The organism is Klebsiella oxytoca NBRC 105695 (genome assembly GCF_001598695.1).
In the GTDB taxonomy this organism is placed as follows: domain Bacteria; phylum Pseudomonadota; class Gammaproteobacteria; order Enterobacterales; family Enterobacteriaceae; genus Klebsiella; species Klebsiella oxytoca.
In genome coordinates, this window is the sequence record NZ_BCZK01000002.1 from 384519 (window position 1) to 404017 (window position 19499).

A 19499-nucleotide genomic window follows, 5' to 3' on the forward strand; every position below is an offset into this window, starting at 1 on the left:
AGTATAGGCTGATGACATGACGTTAATGGCGCATTCTACTCAATCGCCGTGTTAAAAAATATCAATAACTGGATGTCGCGCCTGCGCTGCAGAGAGAGCATCCTGGAAGTGGATTGACACGCTATCCATGCGGTTGCGCTTCGTCTCGGGCGCAGCCGCAGCTAAAACAGCATTTTGCCAGGACACCGGGGCACGCCTGAAGAAAAACGGTGAATGGCACGCTCGCTTTCCTGGCCTCAGGCGCCGGTTTCATTTTTTATTCGCCTGTTAATGTATTCCACGGCCTGAGAGACATCCATAATCCCATTTATCGCGTTCGTCACGCCCTGGCCGATAATAATTTCTGCCTGGCGCAGGTTGAAAGGCTTACCCTGCGTACCCTGCGACTCTCTTATCCCGACCATGCCCTTTTCATTCAATAAATTAAACCATGGATAGAGGTTAAGGACGTTCTGATCGTGACAAACCCCTGACCAGGCGCAGTTTCCTCCGAGCAGAACCAGATGACGCGCAATTTCATCGGAATAAAGCCAGTTGAAGAACTGCTCAACCTGTTTTTTCTTTTTGCTGTAGCGGGACATCCCAATGGATCCCCCTCCCAACTGTGGAAGCTGTCCCGGGACTGAAGCATAGCCGATAGTGGGGGCGATAGGGCTATGCGCGACGTCATTGAACAAATTGAGATACATGATCAACATGGCGAGGTTGCCGCGCTCAAACTGCTTAACGGCGTCACTCCACCATTCTCCTGAGAGATTCACGGCGACGGAGAGCTGTTGCAGGTACTGTTCAAGCGCCGTAGCGGCAAGCGAAGTCTCCAGTTGAACCGGTTCGCCTTCGCGAACCAGACGTCCGCCGAGCGCGTAGTAACGCAGCAGATATTCCGTGGCGATAAGCCCTGAGCTGCCTAAGGTCACCGCCGTGCCCATCGGGCGCAGTCTGTTATCCGGCTGATGCTGGCGACTGAAGAAAGCCGCTAACTCATCAAATTGCGCAAAGTTTTCGGGTAGCGTTAACTCTTTTCCCGTCGTTTCGTAGAACATCCGTTTTATCGTCGCATCTTCAAAGAGATCGCGTCGGTAAAACAGGAGCTGCATACTGGCATCAAAGGGGATGGCCCACGCGGTGCCATTCACCATGCTGAAGTGCTGTCGAATCTGGTCAGAAAAATGAGTCAGCAGCTGCGGCAGCGCAGGGGAAATCGACTCCAGCGGCAATAACGCTTTTTCTGCAAACCAGGGAAAACAGGCCATATCGATGCGCAGGAGATCGTAATAGGGATGCAGATGAAGATGGGAAAGAATTTCAAACACTTCATCATAAGGATAAACCGCAAGATTTACCTTGATACCGGTCTGACGATAAAAGTGAGGTAACAGTTTTTTCAGCGCATCGGTTGAGGGGCTGGGCAAAATTAACATATTCAGCGTCGCCTCGGTCTCAGGCGGCTGGACGGATTGGCCATCTAATGAAAATCCGCTATTTGTCAGAATTCGATGCGTTACCTGTTTTTTAGGCTGGCGAATATGGGAAGCGATGGCGGTACCCAGGCGACCATAGTCCATCTGGTAGTTTGTGACGCCGTCGAAGGCTGCCGGAAGATTATCACTTAACTGCAGTATCGGCGGACAGGACTGCGCGCTACCAAACCAGGCTGCCTGCGTCACGGCTCGCGTTTTATCACTATCCTGAGTGATGAAAATATCGGGGGGAACGCCGCGGAAAAAATCAAACGCTACGGTGTTAGACTCGCCCGCCTGCGAGGATAAAACGGTGAGCTTAGTCTGCGGACTGACTGTCCGGCAGGTCTCCTGTATCGCCTGAATAAAACATGCGCTATGAGCATATTCAAGCGGTTCGCAAAAGATACCGATATGGCCCGGCCGCTGTGCGAGCGCTCTTCTCGCAAGGTGTTCACCCGCAGTGACGTAATCGAGGCTGAAATAGTTGTCAGCTCCGGCAGGTTGTCGGTACGCAAAAAGGATCTGTTCCGCGGGCAGCTTGAGCATTTCATAATAAGGTTGGCTATTGCTCAGGCAGCTGACGGTAACAATGGTCTGGTAAGATTTTGCCGCCAGCGTTTGCAGAATCTCCAGTTCCAGGTTGGGCAGATCGTTGGTCAGGTAAAGATCCAGCGGTTCGCTTAATGATGGCTGACAGACCTGATGTAAGCCCCGGTAAAGCTGGTAATACTGCTCCGCATTAATGTCTGGCAGCAGCAGCGCCACCCCCTGGCTTTTACTGGCTCTTAACGATTGCGCCTGCGCATTTAACTGATAGCCCACTTCCTTAGCCGCTCGTTGAACCGCTTCAATCTTCTCAACGCTGACATTTCCTCTGCCATTAAGTACGTTCGAGACAGTGCCGTGTGACACACCGGCTATCTTTGCTATGTCTTTGATTGTTGGCATATTTTAATCCTTACCCTCATGCGTTGATGCTAGCACGGCATACCGCTGAAAACTATCGTTACCGGTGTTATTTGAACGTTACAAAATAATTTTGTGTGATTTATAGACATTAAAAATATTAATCTTTTCCGGCTTGAGACGAGTAACCATGTAGTAAAAATGACAATTTGTTGAAATTTAAGATAAATACAATAAGTTTTTGAAGGGGATCACTTCTGGGAAAAAAGATCGTTGTTCCTGTTAAACGGCAGAATCATAATTGACACGTTCCAATTACGTTTGATTACATTTCTGATGATAAAAACAGCAACCTGTTAGTGATAAGAGGAAATCATGAAGATCCATTTTCTGGGAACGGCAGCGTCTGAAGGGATACCTAACCCGTTTTGCCGCTGCGAGCATTGTCAGCAAGCCCGTATACGTAAGGGAAAAGACATTCGTACACACTCTTCCGCGATTATTGATGATCAACTGTTGATTGACGTCGCGCCGGAATTTAGCCAGCAGCTGCTGCGCGACGACATGGACGCAACTGAAATCAGGTCGCTTCTGTTTACCCATACTCATCCCGATCATTTCAACGTCGGCGATCTTTTCAGCCGAATGGAGGGTTACGGATTTGAGATTACCCATCCGCTGAATATCTTTGGTAACGATCGTGCGATTAACGGTGCGGCAGAGGTTTTGCCGGGCTTTAGCGCAGAGCGCTTTGCCTTTCATTGCCTGGTGCCCTTCGTCACCGTAGAAACCCGTGGTTATCGGATAACTCCGCTGCTGGCTAACCATGCTAAATGGGAGCTTTGTTATACCTGGTTTATCGAAAAAGAGGGCCAGTCAATATTTTACGGTCATGACTCTGGCTGGTTTCCTGAGCTCACCTGGCAGTGGCTGGAAGGCAAAAAAATCGATCTGGCCGTTCTGGAGTGTACTTACGGCTTTAATGGAGAAAATCGTACCAATAACCATATGAGTCTGGAAACGGTGTTCGCTGCCAGAGACAGACTGGCGGAACTGGGCTGCCTGAAGAAAACAAGTCAACTTATCGTCTCGCATATTTCACACAGCGGCGGTCTCCTGCACGATGAGCTAGTAGCAGCATGCGATAAAGAGAACATTCTTGTCGCCTGGGACGGGCTTAACCTGAGCATTAACCAATAAAGGATATGCAATATGGACCTTAATAAAACACCACGCCTGTTAATTATGATGTTCATACAGTACTTTATGCAGGGCGCCTGGAATATGACCATGGGGCTGGTATTAAGTACCTATGGAATGGCGACCATAATCGGCTCATCCTATGCCTTGCTCGGATTAGCGACAATTATTTCACCGTTATTTATTGGTATGGTGGCCGATCGCTTCTTTGCGTCACAAAAGGTCATGGCGATCCTGCACTTAGTCAATGCTGGCGTTCTGCTGTTTGTTCCGCAATTTATTGAAGCGCAAAATACCGGCATGACGCTGACCATGATTTTCTTGGTCGGTCTGCTGTTTTATCCGACAACGGCGCTGGCTAACAGTATCAGTTTCAGCCATATCAATGGGGTTAAATATTTCCCATTCATCCGCGTTTTTGGCACCTTCGGCTTTATGGCAATCGGCTTTATCATTGGTGAAATGGGCTATTCCGGCAACACCGTTACCTGGTATATTGCGGCAGCTTCCGGCGTCGTCCTGGGCTTATATTGCTTCACATTGCCGAATACGCCGCCAAAAGCAAAAGGAAACGCTTTTGTGCTGCGCGATCTGTTATGTCTCGATGCTCTGGCACTCTTCAAAGATCGTAGCTTCAGCGTGCTGATGCTGAGTATCTTTGTCTTAATGATCCCCAAAACCGCATATTCCGCCTATATTCCGGTCTTTTTGAAAGCGCTGGGGTTCGAAAATGCCGCATCAATGATGCAGATCGGGATTGCCTGCGAAGTGATTTTCATGTTCCTGCTTTCGTTCTTCTTACTAAAAGCCGGCTTTAAAATCACGCTGATGCTGGGGGCCGTTTGCTGGATCATCCGCACGCTGTTGTTTGCTCATGCCTCGCTGGATGCCAACATGATGTTTGTGCTGATTGGCCTGATGTTACAGGGATTCTGCTGGGACTTTTTCTTTACCGTCGGCGATATTTATGTTGACCGCAAAGCCGCGCCAGAGATCAAAGCGCAGGCGCAAAGCTTGAGGTTTATCGTCTCCAACGGCGTCGGGCTGCTGTTTGCTTCTACCGTTTGCGGGCAGATTTTTAACAGTACCGTGACAGAGCAAGGGCCGGAAGCGTTACCGCAATGGGAAACATTCTGGTTAGTTTCAGCCGGTGTCGCCGCGGTAGTGAGCGTCTTCTTCCTGATTTTCTTCCGCGACGATCTGTCAAAACGCAAAACGGATCTCGCATTGAAGAAAGCGAACTCCTGATTGATAACGGATCTTTCATTAAGGTAATGATATGAATAATCTGGCCGCCACGATCGTCGATCACGGATGGTTTCCGTTATTGACCATCGTCAAAATCAGCATTGCGTTTATTCTGGGAGGCATCATTGGCCTGGAAAGAGAATCGAAAGGGAAACCTGTCGGATTCAAAACCTGCGTCATTTTGTCTGTCGCCAGCTGTGTGTTAACCATCGTTTCAATACAGTCGGCGGAATACTATGCTGAAATTTCGATGAACATTCGTAGCGATCCGATGCGCCTGGCGGCCCAGATTATCAGCGGCGTCGGTTTTCTGGGGGCGGGAGTGATTCTGCATCGACACGACGATGCTATTTCAGGCCTGACGACGGCGGCCATTGTCTGGGCATCAGCCGGGGTTGGAATTACCTGCGGCGCCGGTTTTTATTTTCATGCTTTTTTCGCCACGGGTTTGTTCTTATTGGCGATAAAATTAAGCCCGTTCATTATATTCCTGCAAACTAAAAATCAGTTCCCCGGAAAAGTGAAAGTACGGGTGGTTCTTGATGAACGAGGGGCCCTTGAAAAGCTGATAAGCCGTATCCATCAGCAAAAAAATATTATCGAGAATATTACGATTAGAGACCTTAAAAAGGGAAAGATTGAGGTTAATTTGAAAATGGTTATTCGCCAGAAAATGACCTTACCTGACTTATACCACGATCTGTCTCATGTTGAGCATGTCTGCGCGCTTGCCCTTGAACATTGATTAGTATAAAAATGTAAATTATGTGGCCGCTGGTTCTCTTTCACGTTGGCGGTACCAATACACCCGATATCGGGTGTATTGGTAAGCGTAATGATAGTGAAAATGAGGAATTAAAATGATTAATGCGCTAATTTAGCGTCAGCCCAGTACGTTACAATTCTCTGATGATGATCTCCTCAAGTTGTTCGATGCTTATCTTCCTGATTTGCTCACATGAGAGAGAGGGTCTGATAAGTCGGAGATGCATACTGTCGTTAACAATTATTATCAATGGTTTCTCATTGCTACTGCGAATAATATCCAGAATCGAACATATTTTCCACATTGTCATTATACCTGTAGTTGATAAAACAAGTTTTTCATTTATATCATACAGCCTTGAGTAAAATGATAGCCTATATCATCGCCGGGATGAGGAGAGGGATTCGTCCTAATATAATATCTACCAGCAACTTGGTTGAGAATTATTCTATCCTTCTTTTCCCATTTATTATTGTTTTGATTTAAAGTAAATAAAGTAGAACCATTAACTAATTGGCTTAATACCCATTGTCTGTTTCTGCAAATGCCTGGTTTAATGACGCCATCGAGTTCGTGATGAATATAAAACTCTACCAGCAGGAAATGACTGTCATTATATTTTGCGCCAGCAACCAGGAATTTGGCCCAACGATAGCTGTACATGATATGCCTCTTATTACTTATTGTTTAATCATTAAATTAAAATCTACATATTATTCGCTTTGAGTGCCGGGAAACTACTTTTTAAAATATATAAGGAGGCAAGGATTACTGCAATGGAAGATTTACTAATCAATAATTATAAACATATCAGGCGTAAGAAATTAATTATCATTTTCTTATAACCATTGTTTTAACTTTAAAAGCGATTTTTGTGCGAGATTTAAAGTTTTTTTAAATAAATTTAATAGGTATCGGGCATGGTTAATTAATGCATGATGTAATTTTTTGTTATAGATTATTTCTAGTTCATTCAAAAGTATTGGTTGTTGTTTCATTTGGCGCAAAGAATTTGAAACGGCACACAGAATCCAATTAAATAAAAAATGGTGATAACATTTATTATGTTTTTGTTGTTACTATTGGTTTACTGCTAAAGAGTAGTTTTGTGATGTATGCGCCGTTAGCAGGGATGAGCGGGTGTCGAAGAGCGAACATCAGGGCTCCACTGATGAGCTATAAGCCTCTAAAAAGCTGGCACAACGTGTTGACAATACTTCACTTTCTCCGGGATGCTGTAGGGCCCAATAGCTCCTTGCCTTTTATCAGCATACCCTGCTATTCACAGGATGCAGATAACATATGAAGTACTTAATTGAAAGCAAATTGTTTTATAACGCTGAGTCTGGTGAGCTTATTTATATTGATATCGGTGTAACGGAGAAACACCAGTTAACCAAAACGGCTAACCATATTCTGGCTATACTGATGGCGTCACATGGGAAGGTCGTTTCTCGACAAAGTTTCTTAGAGCAAGTCTGGGAATCCCGTGGACACGAGGCATCAAATTCATCTTTAAACCAATATATTAGTATCCTCAGAAAGAAATTATCATTCCTGATAAGAAAAGATAATATTATATTGACAAGCCCCGGCGTTGGTTTTTATCTCTCGAAAGACATCAAGGTCAAACGGTATGATGACGCAAGCCAGGAAGGACTACCTTCAGAAAAATTACGTCAGCAACGATTTCGTTACCTAAAACACGGAGGCGTGGTAGCTTTGATAGCCAGTTTGATTATTGTTTTTTTTGCCAGGTATGAAGTGGCCGCAACATCGATTCTGGCTAAGAGTTCAAATAACCTGGAAGAAATCGGTAAGTGTCAAATAAGATCTTATGTTCAGATCCCTGAAAGTATGCAGGAAAAATTACTTAATATTTTGGTTAGGCACCATCCTGGGTTACTTGAACATTGCCAAAGCAGTCCAGCCAGGTTGATAATATATGCACAAAGAAACGTTTTGCAGGGTAAGTCTGGGGGGATATTTTCATCTTTTTGCCCTATGGATAGTGTAAATAAGAAAATAATTTATTGTAATAACGTTTATGTAAGTCAATGGAGGCAGCATGACTAACAACGTGCTCTACCGTTCCTGCGGTTTATTAGGCTGCGCTATCATTGTTCTGATTATTTATGTGTTGTGCTTATTCAGTAAGAAAAGCAAAATGAAAACATGTGAGGCCAATGTATACTATAATATATCATCCTTAAATGATTCATATACATTTGATGGTCATGTTTTATTTGATATGAATAATAACACTGGTTATGTTTCCTTGTCCGGAAAAATAGTCGATGGCGATGAGACTTACTATCTGTCACAGGACATCAACTTTGACTACATGGCGGTGGGTGAGGGCCGGTATAAATTATTGCCAGGTAAACAAGGTACTAATAAATATGGAGATGTTCCTGATGATCTTGTAATGCCACTTTATGATATCATGGGCTTATCCGGGAAATCACCCATTTTTATCTTTGCTAAAAATCGGGATTATATAGTCTGGGGAACGCTGAATACGCCGGTTATGACCTGCGTCTTTACTTTGGATCACTGAGCGACAGATCTCTGTCGAGGCAGAAGCGCTGATAAAACCCGGCGACTGACGCCGCCGGGAACGCCATTACTTTATTGCCCCCTCAAGGATAAGTTTGTCCTTTTCTCCCCGGGTGATGCTCTGCTGATGCAGGCTGTCAGCGAGCGTCACGTCATTGACGGCGAAAAACGCCCAGGCCTGCGGTGTATTAGCGAACGTTACCTCATCAAACTGGCTGTCGCGCAGGAAGGAGATACTGGTCGCTTTGGTGTTACGGAAACTGACGTTGGAAAAACGCAGATTCTGGTGGTAGGCATCGCGAGAATAGGTCAGTCCAAATGATTCTGCCATTTCGGCTACCGTCATGCCGTCAATCAGGATGCTGTGCTTAGCCGAAGTACCATCGACGGTGAGGTCCTGCACCTGAACGTCGCGGAACTGAGCGGGCTCGTCGGCAGGGGTCGTATCATTCACGTCGGCGCTGTATTTGATAGTAAAAACGAACGGCTCTTTGGCGATATCTTTCATCGCATTATGGCGGAACAGCACATCCCTTACGCCACCGCCGTAGTAAGGGCGGCTTTTCATGCGCAGGCCGACATCGGTCATATACATGACGTTATCCTCGGCGCGAACTTTTTCGATCCATGCTCCGGTATGGCTACCGGTCACCACGGCGCCGTGGCCTTTACGGAAATAGTTATTAAAGATCCACGCCCCGCTTTGCGGCTGTTGATGAAAAGTTTCCGCGCCTTTACCAAACCCGGCGGCGAAATTGACGCAATCATCCCCGGTATCAAAGAAGTTGTTGAAAACCAGCGCATTCTGGCTATTGCCGAACTCCACGCCGTCGGCGTTATTGCCGTCAAAGGTCTGGTGAACCAGGCCATTGAGCGTGATATTTTTTGACTCCAGCGCCATTACCCCGTGGAACGCGGGGTTGCGGATTGTCAGCCCGGCAAGATAGAGGTTGTGCACGCCGCGCAGAGTCATCAGGCTGGAGCGGCGATTTTTATAGGCGCTATTGCTTTCGATGCCTTCCGCAATAGCCGCTTCGGTCTGATGCTTTGCCAGAATACCGTCTGCGCCAACTTTATTGGCATTACTGGCCCGGTACTGCGGCAGTTCATTGCCCATTTCATCGATAATTGTGGCCTCGCCGCCGCTTTTGACGCCCCGGGTCCAGCCGTTGCCGTCAATCGTACCTTGACCGACGAGGCGAATATTGCGAAACGTCCCGGCCGGAGACTCGCCCTTATCGTCCGCTTCCAGCACGTTAATTAATGATGGCGGGCGACGGGGCTGCGGATGATCGCTGTAGGGATAGAGGTAATAGCCTTTTTCCAGCGGATACTGGGCCGGATCGTCTGAACCCAGCAGGGTGGCGTCAGCCGCAATCTCCAGGGTCATATCGCTGTGCAGGAACAGCGCGCCGCTCTTGAATATGCCGCCGGAAATCAGCACCTTGCAGCCCTGAGGATAGTGCGAGACCGTACAGTTATCGATCGCCTGCTGCAGCGCCTGGGTATTCAGCGTGGTGCCATCACCCTTTGCACCAAAGGTTCTGGCTTCGATGACGTGCGGCGTTTTGCGGGTTTGCGCTTTAACCACCGCGCTGTCCGGAGATTCCTGGCCATCGGCGTAGACCGCGCGCACCGTAAAGGCATATTCCGTATCCGGCTGCAGGTGAGTGACCGTAAAGGTACGCAAATCGATTGGCTGCTGCCAGCCGTCGCTGGCAATCCGCTGATAGAAGTTATCAATATAGGGTTTGGCCGGTGAAAAATGGTTTTGATTTTCGCGCGCCAGACCCAGCCGCTCGCCCTGGCGGTAAATCGCGTAGTCCACCACCTGCTGCGTCTCTGATTCCGGCTTTTCCCAAACCAGCACCAGGCTATTTTCATCAGCAGACAGGACGGGAACCATGACGTTCTGCGGCGCGGAGGCGGGCGCTTCCGCCGGGTTATCGCGGTTTACGCCGCTGTCATTACAGCCGCCTGCGAGTCCGGCCAGGGCGATAGTCAGCGCCAGCATAGGGCATGAAGGTCGGAAGGTATTGCGCATATATTTTCCTTAATGTCATATCTCATGGGAAAACAAAACAATAATTTATTTATAGTGAAATGCTATTTTATATTTGCTTTGGAAAATAAACGCGAGTCAGCTCAATCTTTCAGCAGGTGCTAAATAAATGTGGGTTGGATAAGAGAAACGCGGCCAGAAGTAAACCTCGCTGGCCAGATTTCCTGTTACTGCGCGGCATAATCGAGACGATAGCCGCAGGAGGTCGGTAGCACATGTGCAAATCCCGAGCCGCCAAGATGCATACCGGCGACGAGCAGGTTTTCGCTTGCGGCCCGGGCGAGGAGCGCTTCCCGCGTCGCTCTGGCCTGCGCGGGGTCGCTATCAAAAGCGATGGCAGCGGCGGGCCGGGCGGTCTGAACATGCGGAAAATGGACAATATCCCCCCAAATCAGCAGGCTTTGCGGAGCGGAGTCGATGCGAAACCCGCAATGGCCCGGCGTGTGTCCGGGTAGCCAAAGCGGGCGGATACCCGGGACGACCTCTCTCTCATCGAGAAAGCTGAGGCGGCGGGCCCACGCGCCCAGGGTTCGGCGGGCGAGGGCGAAGTTGCGCTGTCCCCGCTCATTTGCCCGATTCAACATACCGTCATCCTGCCAGTACTCCGCTTCCAGAGGATGCAGATGAAGACGGGCGTTGGGAAAGCATGGCGCGCCGTGAGCATCCAACAGGCCGCCAATGTGATCCGGGTGGCCGTGGGTCAGTAGTACGGTATCGATCTCTTCTGCTCCAACCCCCGCCGCTTGCAAACTCGCGGCAAGCGTGCCGCCTCCTGTACCTGCATCGACCAGAATCGTCCTTCCCTGGCCGCGAATAAGATAGGTATTAATGTCGATATCATCCGGCGCAATGATGCCGGCATGGCGCTGGATTTCCAGAGCATCATCGCTATTGATACCGGACAGCAGCGTCAGGCTGGCGGCCATACTGCCGTCGCTAAGGGCCATCACCTGAAAGTCGCCAATCTGGCGGGAGATAAAAGCGGGATTGCGCATTATGGCCTCTTAGCGTGCATCAGGTTGAATATCAAGAGAGCTGAGCAGCTGAGCGCCCATGGTCTCGTAGATGCGGTATTTTTCCTGTCCCGCAAGCAGCCTGGCCTCCCGGCGCGGCAGAATGTAGGCCACGCGCTGCGGCGGATTGTTATCCAGCCCGGCAGCGTGCAGTATGGTCGGCGGATACCCCAGTTCTGCGTCAATGAAGTCCAGCGGCGCCGGGCTGAGTAACAGAACCTCATCCTGTGAGACCTGCGGAAATACATCGTCGTACCGATACAGGTTGCGGCGCCAGTCGCAAATATGCGCCTGCCAACGCGAAAAGTTGCCGCCGCCTTTAAGCCGATACTCTTCGCTGGCGATAACGGCTGCATCGGTAATGGTATGAATCGCCAGATACAGCGGGCTGCGGGAGGAAAGGGCGCGAAAGCGCTGCGAGGCGCGGAAACCGCCGACGGAAACCAGCGCCGGCAGCTTGTGCTGGCTGTAAAACGTATTCCAGCTGGCTTCGCTTTCCGGATCGGCGTAACTGCACTCAACGATATATAGCATGGGCAAGCCTCTGCATGATTGAAGGGTGATATTGACGTTTAATCATCCTACGTGCTGCACTGAGCGGCCTGAAACGATATTATTTCATCCTTCAATGATCTTTTGTCATCAATGCACCGCGTAAACCGGATACCCGTATGCGAAAAAAACTCCCCAGCAGCGCCTCTCTGCAGGCCTTTGAGGCCGCCGCCAGGCACGGTAATTTTGCCCGCGCGGCGGAAGAGCTGTCGCTTACCGAAGGGGCGATAAGTCGGCAAATCGCCCGCCTGGAATCGCTGCTGAACTGCAAACTGTTTGAACGGACGGGAAGCCGGGTGCGGCTGAATCCTAACGGCGCGCGCTATGCGCACCATGTGCGCGAGACGCTGGAGCGGCTGGAACGCGACGCTCAGTATCTGATGGGCGTCGCGGACGGCAGCCGAAGCCTGGAAATCGCCTCCCCCCCGACCTTTGCCAGCCGTTGGTTGATTCCCCGTCTGGGGGATTTTCATCGCCGCTACCCGGACATCATGCTGAACATCGCGGTCAGAACCGAGCCGTTTATTCTTACCGGCAGTGGTTTTGATGCGGCGGTGCACTTTGAGCATCCCGCATGGGCCGGAATGCGCCGGCAATTTCTGTTTGAGGAGCGGCTGGTGCCGGTATGCCATTCTGCGTTGTTCACGGGAGGCGAAGCCTTGAGCCAGTTGAACCTGTTACCGCGCATTCACCGACGGCAAAACCCCGACGCCTGGCCGCGCTATGCTGAAGAGTGTGGGATCGCGCTGGATCATCCGGCGCGGGGCGTGCGCTACGATCTGCATGAGATGGCGATAGCCGCCGCGCTGGCCGGGCAGGGCGTTGCGCTGGTACCGCACGTGTACGTTGAAAAAGAGCTTGAAAACGGGACGCTGGTTGCGCCCTGGCCTTTGGCTCGCAGCCTGAGCAAGCGCTTTTGTCTGGTTAAACCGCTGGAGCCCGGGATCAATGAATCGGCGCTACAGGCGTTTGAACAGTGGCTACTGGCGCAATAAGGCCCGAACGCGGGCCCTGGTCTCGGTCAGGCGTGGGATAAAAGCGGGAACATCAGCTTATGCGCTTTGAAGATATTTTGTTTTTGTCCGTAGATAAACAGAAGATCTTCGCCTTCAATTTTTTCATACTCACCAACCCGGTTCTCTTTGGGAGTAAAGCCCAGCACGGCCTGATAGGTATTTTCATCGGCGAGCTCATTAATAATGGCCGACAAAGAACGGCCGTTGTCGCAAAAAATATCAAAACAGATCAGCGCCGGTCCGTTTTGCATCGCGATGGCGATAGCCTGATTTTTCTCGGAATAAAAGACGAAGTGCTTCATAAACGCGGAACAGTAAAACATCAATAAACCGAAGTTATTCTGTACGCGCAGCTGCGAAAAGGGATTCGATTTTTCATAATACCGCTGTAATAGCGCGACATCCTCCGGCCGATCCATATCGAGCTTGCGGAAGTCGCCCGCCGCCGGCATTACCGGCAGGATAGCCTGATGCTCCTCGGTGCGCTCGAAGCCGAATTTTGGATAAAAATCAACGGTGTTTGGGTTAGCGAACAGAAAGAAAGCATCGGCTTTATCCTGCCAGTCCGCCAGAATGGCATTCACGAGCTGACCGGCGAGGCCCTTATTACGATGATCGACATCGGTCATCACGGTACCGATTTGAATATAGCGGCGGGGTTCATCCTGCCAGACCAGATCGATAATATTGGCGGAGGCGTTAGCAATCACTTTATTGTTGCTGACGAGGGCGTAGGGAATATAGGCGTCGGTCCAGTATCCTTTGCGGTACCACTCTTTAAAGGAGAGATCGAAGGTTTTAATCGCAAGATCAATGAAGCTATTTCTTAAAACGTCATTGTGCACAATTTGCTTATCTAATTTGTAGTTCATCGTCGACATTCCTTTACGCTGCGGGTGAGGCGCTGTTTTTCGGCCATCTGTTCGGCGGTCCGATCTGTGCCGGGCGACCTAAAAATAGCATATCCCCACGGTTGGGCGACGATTGTCGTGCCTAAGCTTTGCTCAGGTCACACATTCGGCGAAAATAAGGTCAAAAAGGGCAGACTTTCGTCTCCTCAAGGAACATCGCGGTGAATCAAAGAAAAGTCTTTAGCAAATGAAAGTTTGTCACGCTTCGAAAACGGAGAAGAATATATTGCGTTCATGGTCATGACCCCTATCATTAATAGGTAGGGGAAATGTGTTATCATCCCGCCTTTCCCTTTTCGTCCTGGGGCTCTTTTTTATGCAACAACCTGTTGTTCGCGTTGGAGAATGGCTGGTTACTCCCTCTGTTAACCAAATTAGCCGCAAGGGGCGTCAGCTAACTCTCGAACCGCGCTTAATCGATCTTCTGGTTTTCTTTGCCCGCCATCCTGATGAAGTACTGAGTCGGGATGAGCTTATCGACAACGTCTGGACCCGCAACGTTGTGACCAGTCACGTCGTCACGCAAAGCGTTTCTGAGCTACGTAAGTCGCTGAAAGATGGCGACGATAGCAGCATGGAATATATCGCTACCGTTCCTAAACGCGGCTATAAGCTAACGGTGCCGGTGATTTGGTGTACGGAAGAGGGGGAGGAACTGACGCCGGTTATTCCTGCAGAAACGCCGACGGTCGCCGTGGACGCGCCATCGGTTTCCCCGCAGCCTGAGGCGGCTGCGCCAGAGATGGCGCCGGTGGCGAAGCCGGAAAAACGTAAGCGGCTGAGTACCTTTATCGTCTGGGGCCTGTTTTTGCTGGCGCTCGCAAGCTGCGTGGCGCTGGTGGCATTATCCACCCTGGAGTCGCGCCCGCCGGTCACAAAAACCCGCATACTGCTCAACCCGCGGGATGTTGATATCCACCTGCTCAGCGGCAATACCTGTAACAACTGGTCATCGCAGCACTCCTATGCCATCGGCCTGGGGAGCCTGATTACCACCTCGCTGAACACGTTCTCCACCTTTATGGTGCATGATAAAACCAACTACAACATCAATGAGCCGAGCAGTTCCGGAAAAACCCTGACCATTGAGTTCGTCAACCAGCGGCACTATCGCGCGCAGCAGTGCTTTATGTCGGTCAAAGTGGTGGATAATGCCGACGGATCGACGATGATGGACAAGCGCTACTTCGTGACCAGCGACAACCAGCTGTCGATTCAAAACGACCTGCTGAGTAGCCTGTCGGACGCGCTTAAGCAGCCATGGCCGGCGCGAATGCAGGAGATGCTTAAGCAGTATCAGCCGTCGCAAAGTATCGCGCTCACGCATTTCTATCAGGCACATCAGTTATTAATGAACGGAGACGTCGATTCGCTGGGCAAAGCCAGTAGCCTGCTTGCCGATGTGAATAAGCAGTCGCCGGACTTTACCTACGCCTGGGCGGAAAAGGCGCTGGTGGACGTATTACGCCATTCCCAACAGCCGTTAGATGATAAACAACTGGCCGATCTTTACAGCGAAATAACCCGGGTGGGTAATATGCCGGGGATTAAAGATATGGCAATATTTTATCAAATTAAAACGGTAGACATGCTGGGTAAAGGCAAAGTCGATGAAGCCTACAGCGCGATTAATTCCGGGATTGATCTGGAAATGTCGTGGATGAACTATGTGCTGCTGGGCAAAGTGTACGAAATGAAAGGACAGAACCGGGAAGCTGCCGATGCCTATCTGACGGCGTTTAATTTACGGCCGGGAGAAAATACGTTTTACTGGATTGAAAACGCGGTATTCCAGACCTCCGTAACCCGAGTGGTACCGTATCTCGATAATTTCCTCGCTTCAGAATAAGTAAACCCTCATCACGGCCATGGTTTTGGCCGTGATGAGGTTAAAATTATGTTTCTCATGAGCCGCCAGATTGTTATATCTTATAACCAGTCCGGTCCCGCATGTAACACCTTTTCAACACAATTTAGAGTTCACAACTTATTGAAAAATAACTTCATTTATCTTTTCCTGATATCAACATGTCATCCTGATATGTTGCGCGAAAAAGGTCAAAATATCATTTGTCTGATGTTTGCAGTTATTTCACTTTATCTTTAGGACTTATCTCGTACTAATCCGTAATCTTGTTGGCAGTTGGTCGGGTCAATAAAAGGTTCATCATCATGATCTGTACCTCCCAAATAAACTTAGGAGAAAAGCAAACATGAGTTCTGCCAAGAAGATCGGGCTATTTGCCTGTACCGGCGTCGTCGCCGGTAATATGATGGGGAGCGGTATCGCATTATTACCTGCAAACCTCGCTAGCATCGGTGGTATTGCCATCTGGGGTTGGGTGATTTCTATTATTGGCGCGATGTCTCTGGCTTATGTTTATGCCCGACTGGCGACCAAGAACCCGCAGCAGGGCGGCCCTATTGCCTACGCCGGTGAAATATCTCCGGCGTTCGGTTTCCAGACCGGTGTGCTTTATTATCACGCCAACTGGATCGGTAATCTGGCAATCGGCATTACCGCCGTCTCTTATTTATCAACGTTCTTCCCAATTTTAAATAACCCGGTGCCGGCAGGTATTGCCTGTATTGCCATCGTATGGATATTCACCTTCGTGAATATGCTCGGCGGGACCTGGGTTAGCCGCTTGACAACCATTGGCCTGGTGCTGGTACTTATTCCGGTAGTTATGACCGCCGTGGTCGGCTGGCACTGGTTTGATGCCGCAACCTATCAGGCAAACTGGAACACCTCCAGCACTACTGACAGTCATGCGGTAATCAAAAGTATTCTGCTCTGCCTGTGGGCCTTTGTCGGGGTGGAATCCGCCGCCGTCAGTACCGGAATGGTGAAAAACCCGAAACGCACCGTGCCGCTGGCTACCATGCTGGGCACTGCGATGGCCGGTATCGTCTACATCGCAGCGACTCAGGTTATTGCGGGTATGTATCCTGCTTCTCAGATGGCCGCATCCGGTGCGCCGTTTGCAGTGAGCGCCTCCACTATTCTCGGCGGCTGGGCTGCGCCGATGGTTTCCGCCTTCACCGCCTTTGCGTGCCTGACTTCGCTCGGTTCGTGGATGATGCTGGTGGGTCAGGCCGGCGTACGTGCCGCCAATGACGGTAACTTCCCGAAAGTGTATGGCGAAGTCGACAGCAACGGGATCCCGAAAAAAGGCCTGCTGCTGGCCGCGGTGAAAATGACCGCGCTGATGGTACTGATTACCCTGATGAACTCTACCGGCGGCAAAGCTTCTGACCTGTTCGGCGAGTTGACCGGTATCGCGGTACTGCTGACTATGCTGCCTTACTTCTACTCCTGCGTTGACCTGATTCGCTTCGAAGGCATCAATGTACGCAACTTCGTCAGCCTGATTTGCTCCGTACTCGGCTGCGCGTTCTGCTTCATCGCCCTGATGGGGGCAAGCTCCTTCGAACTGGCCGGTACCTTTATCGTCAGCCTGATTATCCTGATGTTCTACGGTCGCAAAATGCACCAGCGCCAGAACAACGACAACTCAGCAGATAGCAACACCGCCAGCGCGCATTAATCAGCAACCCTATTCCTGAGGCTCCTTCCATCACCTGTCACGACGTGGCGGGAGGGGCTTTCTTTATCTGGAGATTTGACTATGAACGTTATCGCAATCATGAATCACATGGGTGTCTACTTCAAAGAAGAACCCATCCGTGAACTGCATCGCGCCCTCGAACGCCTGGACTTCCGTATTGTCTACCCGAACGACCGTGAAGACTTATTAAAACTTATCGAAAACAATGCGCGTCTGTGCGGCGTTATCTTCGACTGGGATAAATACAATCTCGAACTGTGCGAAGACATCAGCAAAATGAACGAATATATGCCGCTGTATGCCTTTGCAAATACTTACTCAACGCTGGACGTCAGTCTCAACGATCTGCGGATGCAGGTTCGCTTCTTCGAATATGCGCTGGGCGCCGCGGAAGATATTGCGAACAAAATCAAACAGAATACTGACGAGTATATCGACACCATTCTGCCGCCGCTGACCAAAGCGCTGTTTAAATACGTACGTGAAGGCAAATATACCTTCTGTACGCCAGGCCATATGGGCGGTACCGCGTTCCAGAAAAGCCCGGTCGGCAGCATCTTCTACGATTTCTTTGGTTCCAATACCATGAAATCCGATATCTCCATTTCGGTATCTGAACTTGGTTCTCTGTTGGACCACAGCGGCCCGCACAAAGAAGCGGAAGAGTACATCGCTCGCGTCTTCAACGCGGAACGCAGCTACATGGTGACGAACGGGACCTCTACCGCTAACAAAATCGTCGGGATGTACTCTGCGCCAGCAGGTAGCACCGTACTGATTGACCGTAACTGCCATAAATCGCTGACCCATCTGATGATGATGAGCGACATTACGCCAATCTACTTCCGCCCGACGCGTAACGCCTACGGTATCCTCGGCGGTATTCCGCAGAGCGAATTCCAGCATGCGACCATCGCGAAGCGCGTAAAAGAAACCCCGAACGCGACCTGGCCGGTGCACGCGGTGATCACCAACTCCACCTATGATGGTCTGCTGTACAACACGGACTACATCAAGAAAACCCTGGATGTGAAATCCATCCACTTTGACTCCGCGTGGGTGCCTTACACCAACTTCTCGCCGATTTATGAAGGCAAATGCGGGATGAGCGGCGGCCGCGTTGAAGGCAAAGTGATTTATGAAACCCAGTCCACGCACAAATTGCTGGCGGCGTTCTCTCAGGCTTCGATGATCCACGTCAAAGGCGACGTTAACGAAGAAACCTTTAACGAAGCCTACATGATGCACACCACAACGTCTCCGCACTACGGCGTGGTGGCTTCTACGGAAACCGCGGCGGCGATGATGAAAGGCAACGCCGGTAAGCGCCTGATCGACGGCTCTATCGAACGTTCTATCAAGTTCCGTAAAGAGATCAAACGTCTGAAAGGCGAGTCCGACGGCTGGTTCTTCGACGTCTGGCAGCCGGAACATATCGATGGTCCTGAATGCTGGCCGCTGCGTTCCGACAGCGCATGGCACGGTTTCAAAAACATCGACAACGAGCACATGTATCTCGACCCGATTAAAGTCACCTTGCTGACCCCGGGGATGAAGAAAGACGGCACCATGGATGAGTTCGGTATTCCGGCCAGCATCGTGGCGAAGTATCTCGACGAGCACGGTATCGTGGTCGAAAAAACCGGCCCGTACAACCTGCTGTTCCTGTTCAGTATCGGTATCGATAAAACCAAAGCGCTGAGCCTGCTGCGCGCGCTGACCGATTTCAAACGCGCGTTCGACCTGAACCTGCGGGTGAAAAACATGCTGCCGTCGCTGTATCGTGAAGATCCTGAATTCTACGAAAACATGCGCGTTCAGGAACTGGCGCAGAACATTCACAAATTGATTGAGCATCACAACCTGCCGGACCTGATGTTCCGCGCGTTCGAAGTGCTGCCGACCATGGTGATCACGCCGTACGCCGCGTTCCAGAAAGAGCTGCACGGTCAGACCGAAGAGGTGTATCTCGAAGAGATGGTGGGTCGCGTTAACGCCAACATGATCCTGCCGTATCCTCCGGGAGTGCCGCTGGTCATGCCGGGTGAAATGATCACCGAAGAGAGCCGTCCGGTGCTGGAGTTCCTGCAGATGCTGTGCGAAATCGGCGCCCACTACCCGGGCTTTGAAACCGATATCCACGGCGCCTATCGTCAGGCGGATGGTCGTTACACCGTTAAAGTGCTGAAAGAAGAAAACAACAAATAATCGATGCACAACAGGGAAGTGGC

General features: G+C 50.2%; 15 protein-coding genes. 9 read left to right on the forward strand and 6 right to left on the reverse strand.

Annotated elements, in window-relative coordinates; all coding sequences use genetic code 11:
• Window positions 1-236 precede the first annotated feature (236 nt).
• Complete coding sequence (locus tag KO1_RS05425; RefSeq protein WP_024273861.1) at window positions 237-2411, reverse strand: extracellular solute-binding protein; 2175 nt, start codon at window positions 2409-2411, stop codon at window positions 237-239.
• 333 nt (window positions 2412-2744) lie between these two features.
• Here KO1_RS05425 and KO1_RS05430 point away from each other — a divergent pair, with 333 nt between their 5' ends.
• The 3 genes from KO1_RS05430 to KO1_RS05440 are packed head-to-tail and all read left to right on the forward strand — an operon-like array spanning window position 2745 to window position 5562.
• Complete coding sequence (locus KO1_RS05430) at window positions 2745-3569, forward strand: MBL fold metallo-hydrolase (protein WP_004099819.1); 825 nt, start codon at window positions 2745-2747, stop codon at window positions 3567-3569.
• Window positions 3570-3581: 12 nt separating this feature from the next.
• Window positions 3582-4817, forward strand: coding sequence for an MFS transporter (locus tag KO1_RS05435; protein WP_004099821.1), 1236 nt, complete (start codon window positions 3582-3584; stop codon window positions 4815-4817).
• A gap of 31 nt (window positions 4818-4848) precedes the next feature.
• Entirely contained in the window at window positions 4849-5562 is a 714-nt protein-coding gene (locus KO1_RS05440; RefSeq protein ID WP_004099822.1) for an MgtC/SapB family protein, read from the forward strand.
• A gap of 363 nt (window positions 5563-5925) precedes the next feature.
• On the opposite strand, the gene KO1_RS26890 is transcribed toward KO1_RS05440, so the two are convergent.
• The gene (locus KO1_RS26890) at window positions 5926-6246 is read right to left on the reverse strand and encodes a hypothetical protein (RefSeq protein ID WP_004099830.1); all 321 of its coding nucleotides are present in this window, start codon (window positions 6244-6246) and stop codon (window positions 5926-5928) included.
• Window positions 6247-6885: 639 nt separating this feature from the next.
• Between KO1_RS26890 and KO1_RS05445 the strand changes: the two genes are divergently transcribed.
• Both KO1_RS05445 and KO1_RS05450 read left to right on the forward strand, forming a co-directional pair.
• Window positions 6886-7659 (forward strand): winged helix-turn-helix domain-containing protein, encoded by a 774-nt coding sequence (locus KO1_RS05445; protein WP_004099833.1) that lies wholly within the window; start codon window positions 6886-6888, stop codon window positions 7657-7659.
• Window positions 7652-8143 (forward strand): hypothetical protein, encoded by a 492-nt coding sequence (locus tag KO1_RS05450; protein WP_024273862.1) that lies wholly within the window; start codon window positions 7652-7654, stop codon window positions 8141-8143. Before KO1_RS05445 ends, KO1_RS05450 begins: the two co-directional genes overlap by 8 nt.
• A 66-nt stretch (window positions 8144-8209) precedes the next feature.
• Here the strand turns inward: KO1_RS05450 and KO1_RS05455 are convergent, their stop codons facing one another.
• The 3 genes from KO1_RS05455 to KO1_RS05465 all read right to left on the reverse strand — a co-directional run bounded on the left by KO1_RS05455 (window position 8210) and on the right by KO1_RS05465 (window position 11751).
• Complete coding sequence (locus KO1_RS05455; RefSeq protein ID WP_024273863.1) at window positions 8210-10186, reverse strand: glycosyl hydrolase family 28 protein; 1977 nt, start codon at window positions 10184-10186, stop codon at window positions 8210-8212.
• A gap of 185 nt (window positions 10187-10371) precedes the next feature.
• Window positions 10372-11199: an MBL fold metallo-hydrolase gene (locus tag KO1_RS05460; RefSeq protein ID WP_024273864.1), complete on the reverse strand. Its 828-nt coding sequence runs from the start codon at window positions 11197-11199 to the stop codon at window positions 10372-10374.
• 9 nt (window positions 11200-11208) lie between these two features.
• Entirely contained in the window at window positions 11209-11751 is a 543-nt protein-coding gene (locus KO1_RS05465) for a hypothetical protein (protein ID WP_004099838.1), read from the reverse strand.
• Window positions 11752-11888: 137 nt separating this feature from the next.
• Here KO1_RS05465 and KO1_RS05470 point away from each other — a divergent pair, with 137 nt between their 5' ends.
• Window positions 11889-12764, forward strand: coding sequence for a LysR substrate-binding domain-containing protein (locus KO1_RS05470; RefSeq protein ID WP_004099840.1), 876 nt, complete (start codon window positions 11889-11891; stop codon window positions 12762-12764).
• 26 nt (window positions 12765-12790) lie between these two features.
• On the opposite strand, the gene KO1_RS05475 is transcribed toward KO1_RS05470, so the two are convergent.
• Entirely contained in the window at window positions 12791-13657 is an 867-nt protein-coding gene (locus tag KO1_RS05475; protein WP_024273865.1) for a GNAT family N-acetyltransferase, read from the reverse strand.
• A gap of 355 nt (window positions 13658-14012) precedes the next feature.
• Between KO1_RS05475 and cadC the strand changes: the two genes are divergently transcribed.
• The 3 genes from cadC (at window position 14013) to cadA (ending at window position 19476) form a co-directional block, all read left to right on the forward strand.
• Window positions 14013-15545, forward strand: a complete 1533-nt coding sequence (cadC, locus tag KO1_RS05480) for a lysine decarboxylation/transport transcriptional activator CadC (protein ID WP_016808755.1) — start codon at window positions 14013-14015, stop codon at window positions 15543-15545.
• A gap of 364 nt (window positions 15546-15909) precedes the next feature.
• Entirely contained in the window at window positions 15910-17247 is a 1338-nt protein-coding gene (gene cadB, locus KO1_RS05485; RefSeq protein ID WP_004099844.1) for a cadaverine/lysine antiporter, read from the forward strand.
• Between the two features lie 81 nt (window positions 17248-17328).
• Window positions 17329-19476 (forward strand): lysine decarboxylase CadA, encoded by a 2148-nt coding sequence (cadA, locus tag KO1_RS05490; protein ID WP_004099846.1) that lies wholly within the window; start codon window positions 17329-17331, stop codon window positions 19474-19476.
• Window positions 19477-19499 lie beyond the last annotated feature (23 nt).

Bases quoted from the DNA above. Each gene is read 5' to 3' on its own strand.
- KO1_RS05425 (WP_024273861.1), bottom strand. From the start codon at position 2,411: ATGCCAACAATCAAAGACATAGCAAAGATAGCCGGTGTGTCACACGGC.
- KO1_RS05430 (WP_004099819.1), top strand. From the start codon at position 2,745: ATGAAGATCCATTTTCTGGGAACGGCAGCGTCTGAAGGGATACCTAAC.
- KO1_RS05435 (WP_004099821.1), top strand. From the start codon at position 3,582: ATGGACCTTAATAAAACACCACGCCTGTTAATTATGATGTTCATACAG.
- KO1_RS05440 (WP_004099822.1), top strand. From the start codon at position 4,849: ATGAATAATCTGGCCGCCACGATCGTCGATCACGGATGGTTTCCGTTA.
- KO1_RS26890 (WP_004099830.1), bottom strand. From the start codon at position 6,246: ATGTACAGCTATCGTTGGGCCAAATTCCTGGTTGCTGGCGCAAAATAT.
- KO1_RS05445 (WP_004099833.1), top strand. From the start codon at position 6,886: ATGAAGTACTTAATTGAAAGCAAATTGTTTTATAACGCTGAGTCTGGT.
- KO1_RS05450 (WP_024273862.1), top strand. From the start codon at position 7,652: ATGACTAACAACGTGCTCTACCGTTCCTGCGGTTTATTAGGCTGCGCT.
- KO1_RS05455 (WP_024273863.1), bottom strand. From the start codon at position 10,186: ATGCGCAATACCTTCCGACCTTCATGCCCTATGCTGGCGCTGACTATC.
- KO1_RS05460 (WP_024273864.1), bottom strand. From the start codon at position 11,199: ATGCGCAATCCCGCTTTTATCTCCCGCCAGATTGGCGACTTTCAGGTG.
- KO1_RS05465 (WP_004099838.1), bottom strand. From the start codon at position 11,751: ATGCTATATATCGTTGAGTGCAGTTACGCCGATCCGGAAAGCGAAGCC.
- KO1_RS05470 (WP_004099840.1), top strand. From the start codon at position 11,889: ATGCGAAAAAAACTCCCCAGCAGCGCCTCTCTGCAGGCCTTTGAGGCC.
- KO1_RS05475 (WP_024273865.1), bottom strand. From the start codon at position 13,657: ATGAACTACAAATTAGATAAGCAAATTGTGCACAATGACGTTTTAAGA.
- cadC (WP_016808755.1), top strand. From the start codon at position 14,013: ATGCAACAACCTGTTGTTCGCGTTGGAGAATGGCTGGTTACTCCCTCT.
- cadB (WP_004099844.1), top strand. From the start codon at position 15,910: ATGAGTTCTGCCAAGAAGATCGGGCTATTTGCCTGTACCGGCGTCGTC.
- cadA (WP_004099846.1), top strand. From the start codon at position 17,329: ATGAACGTTATCGCAATCATGAATCACATGGGTGTCTACTTCAAAGAA.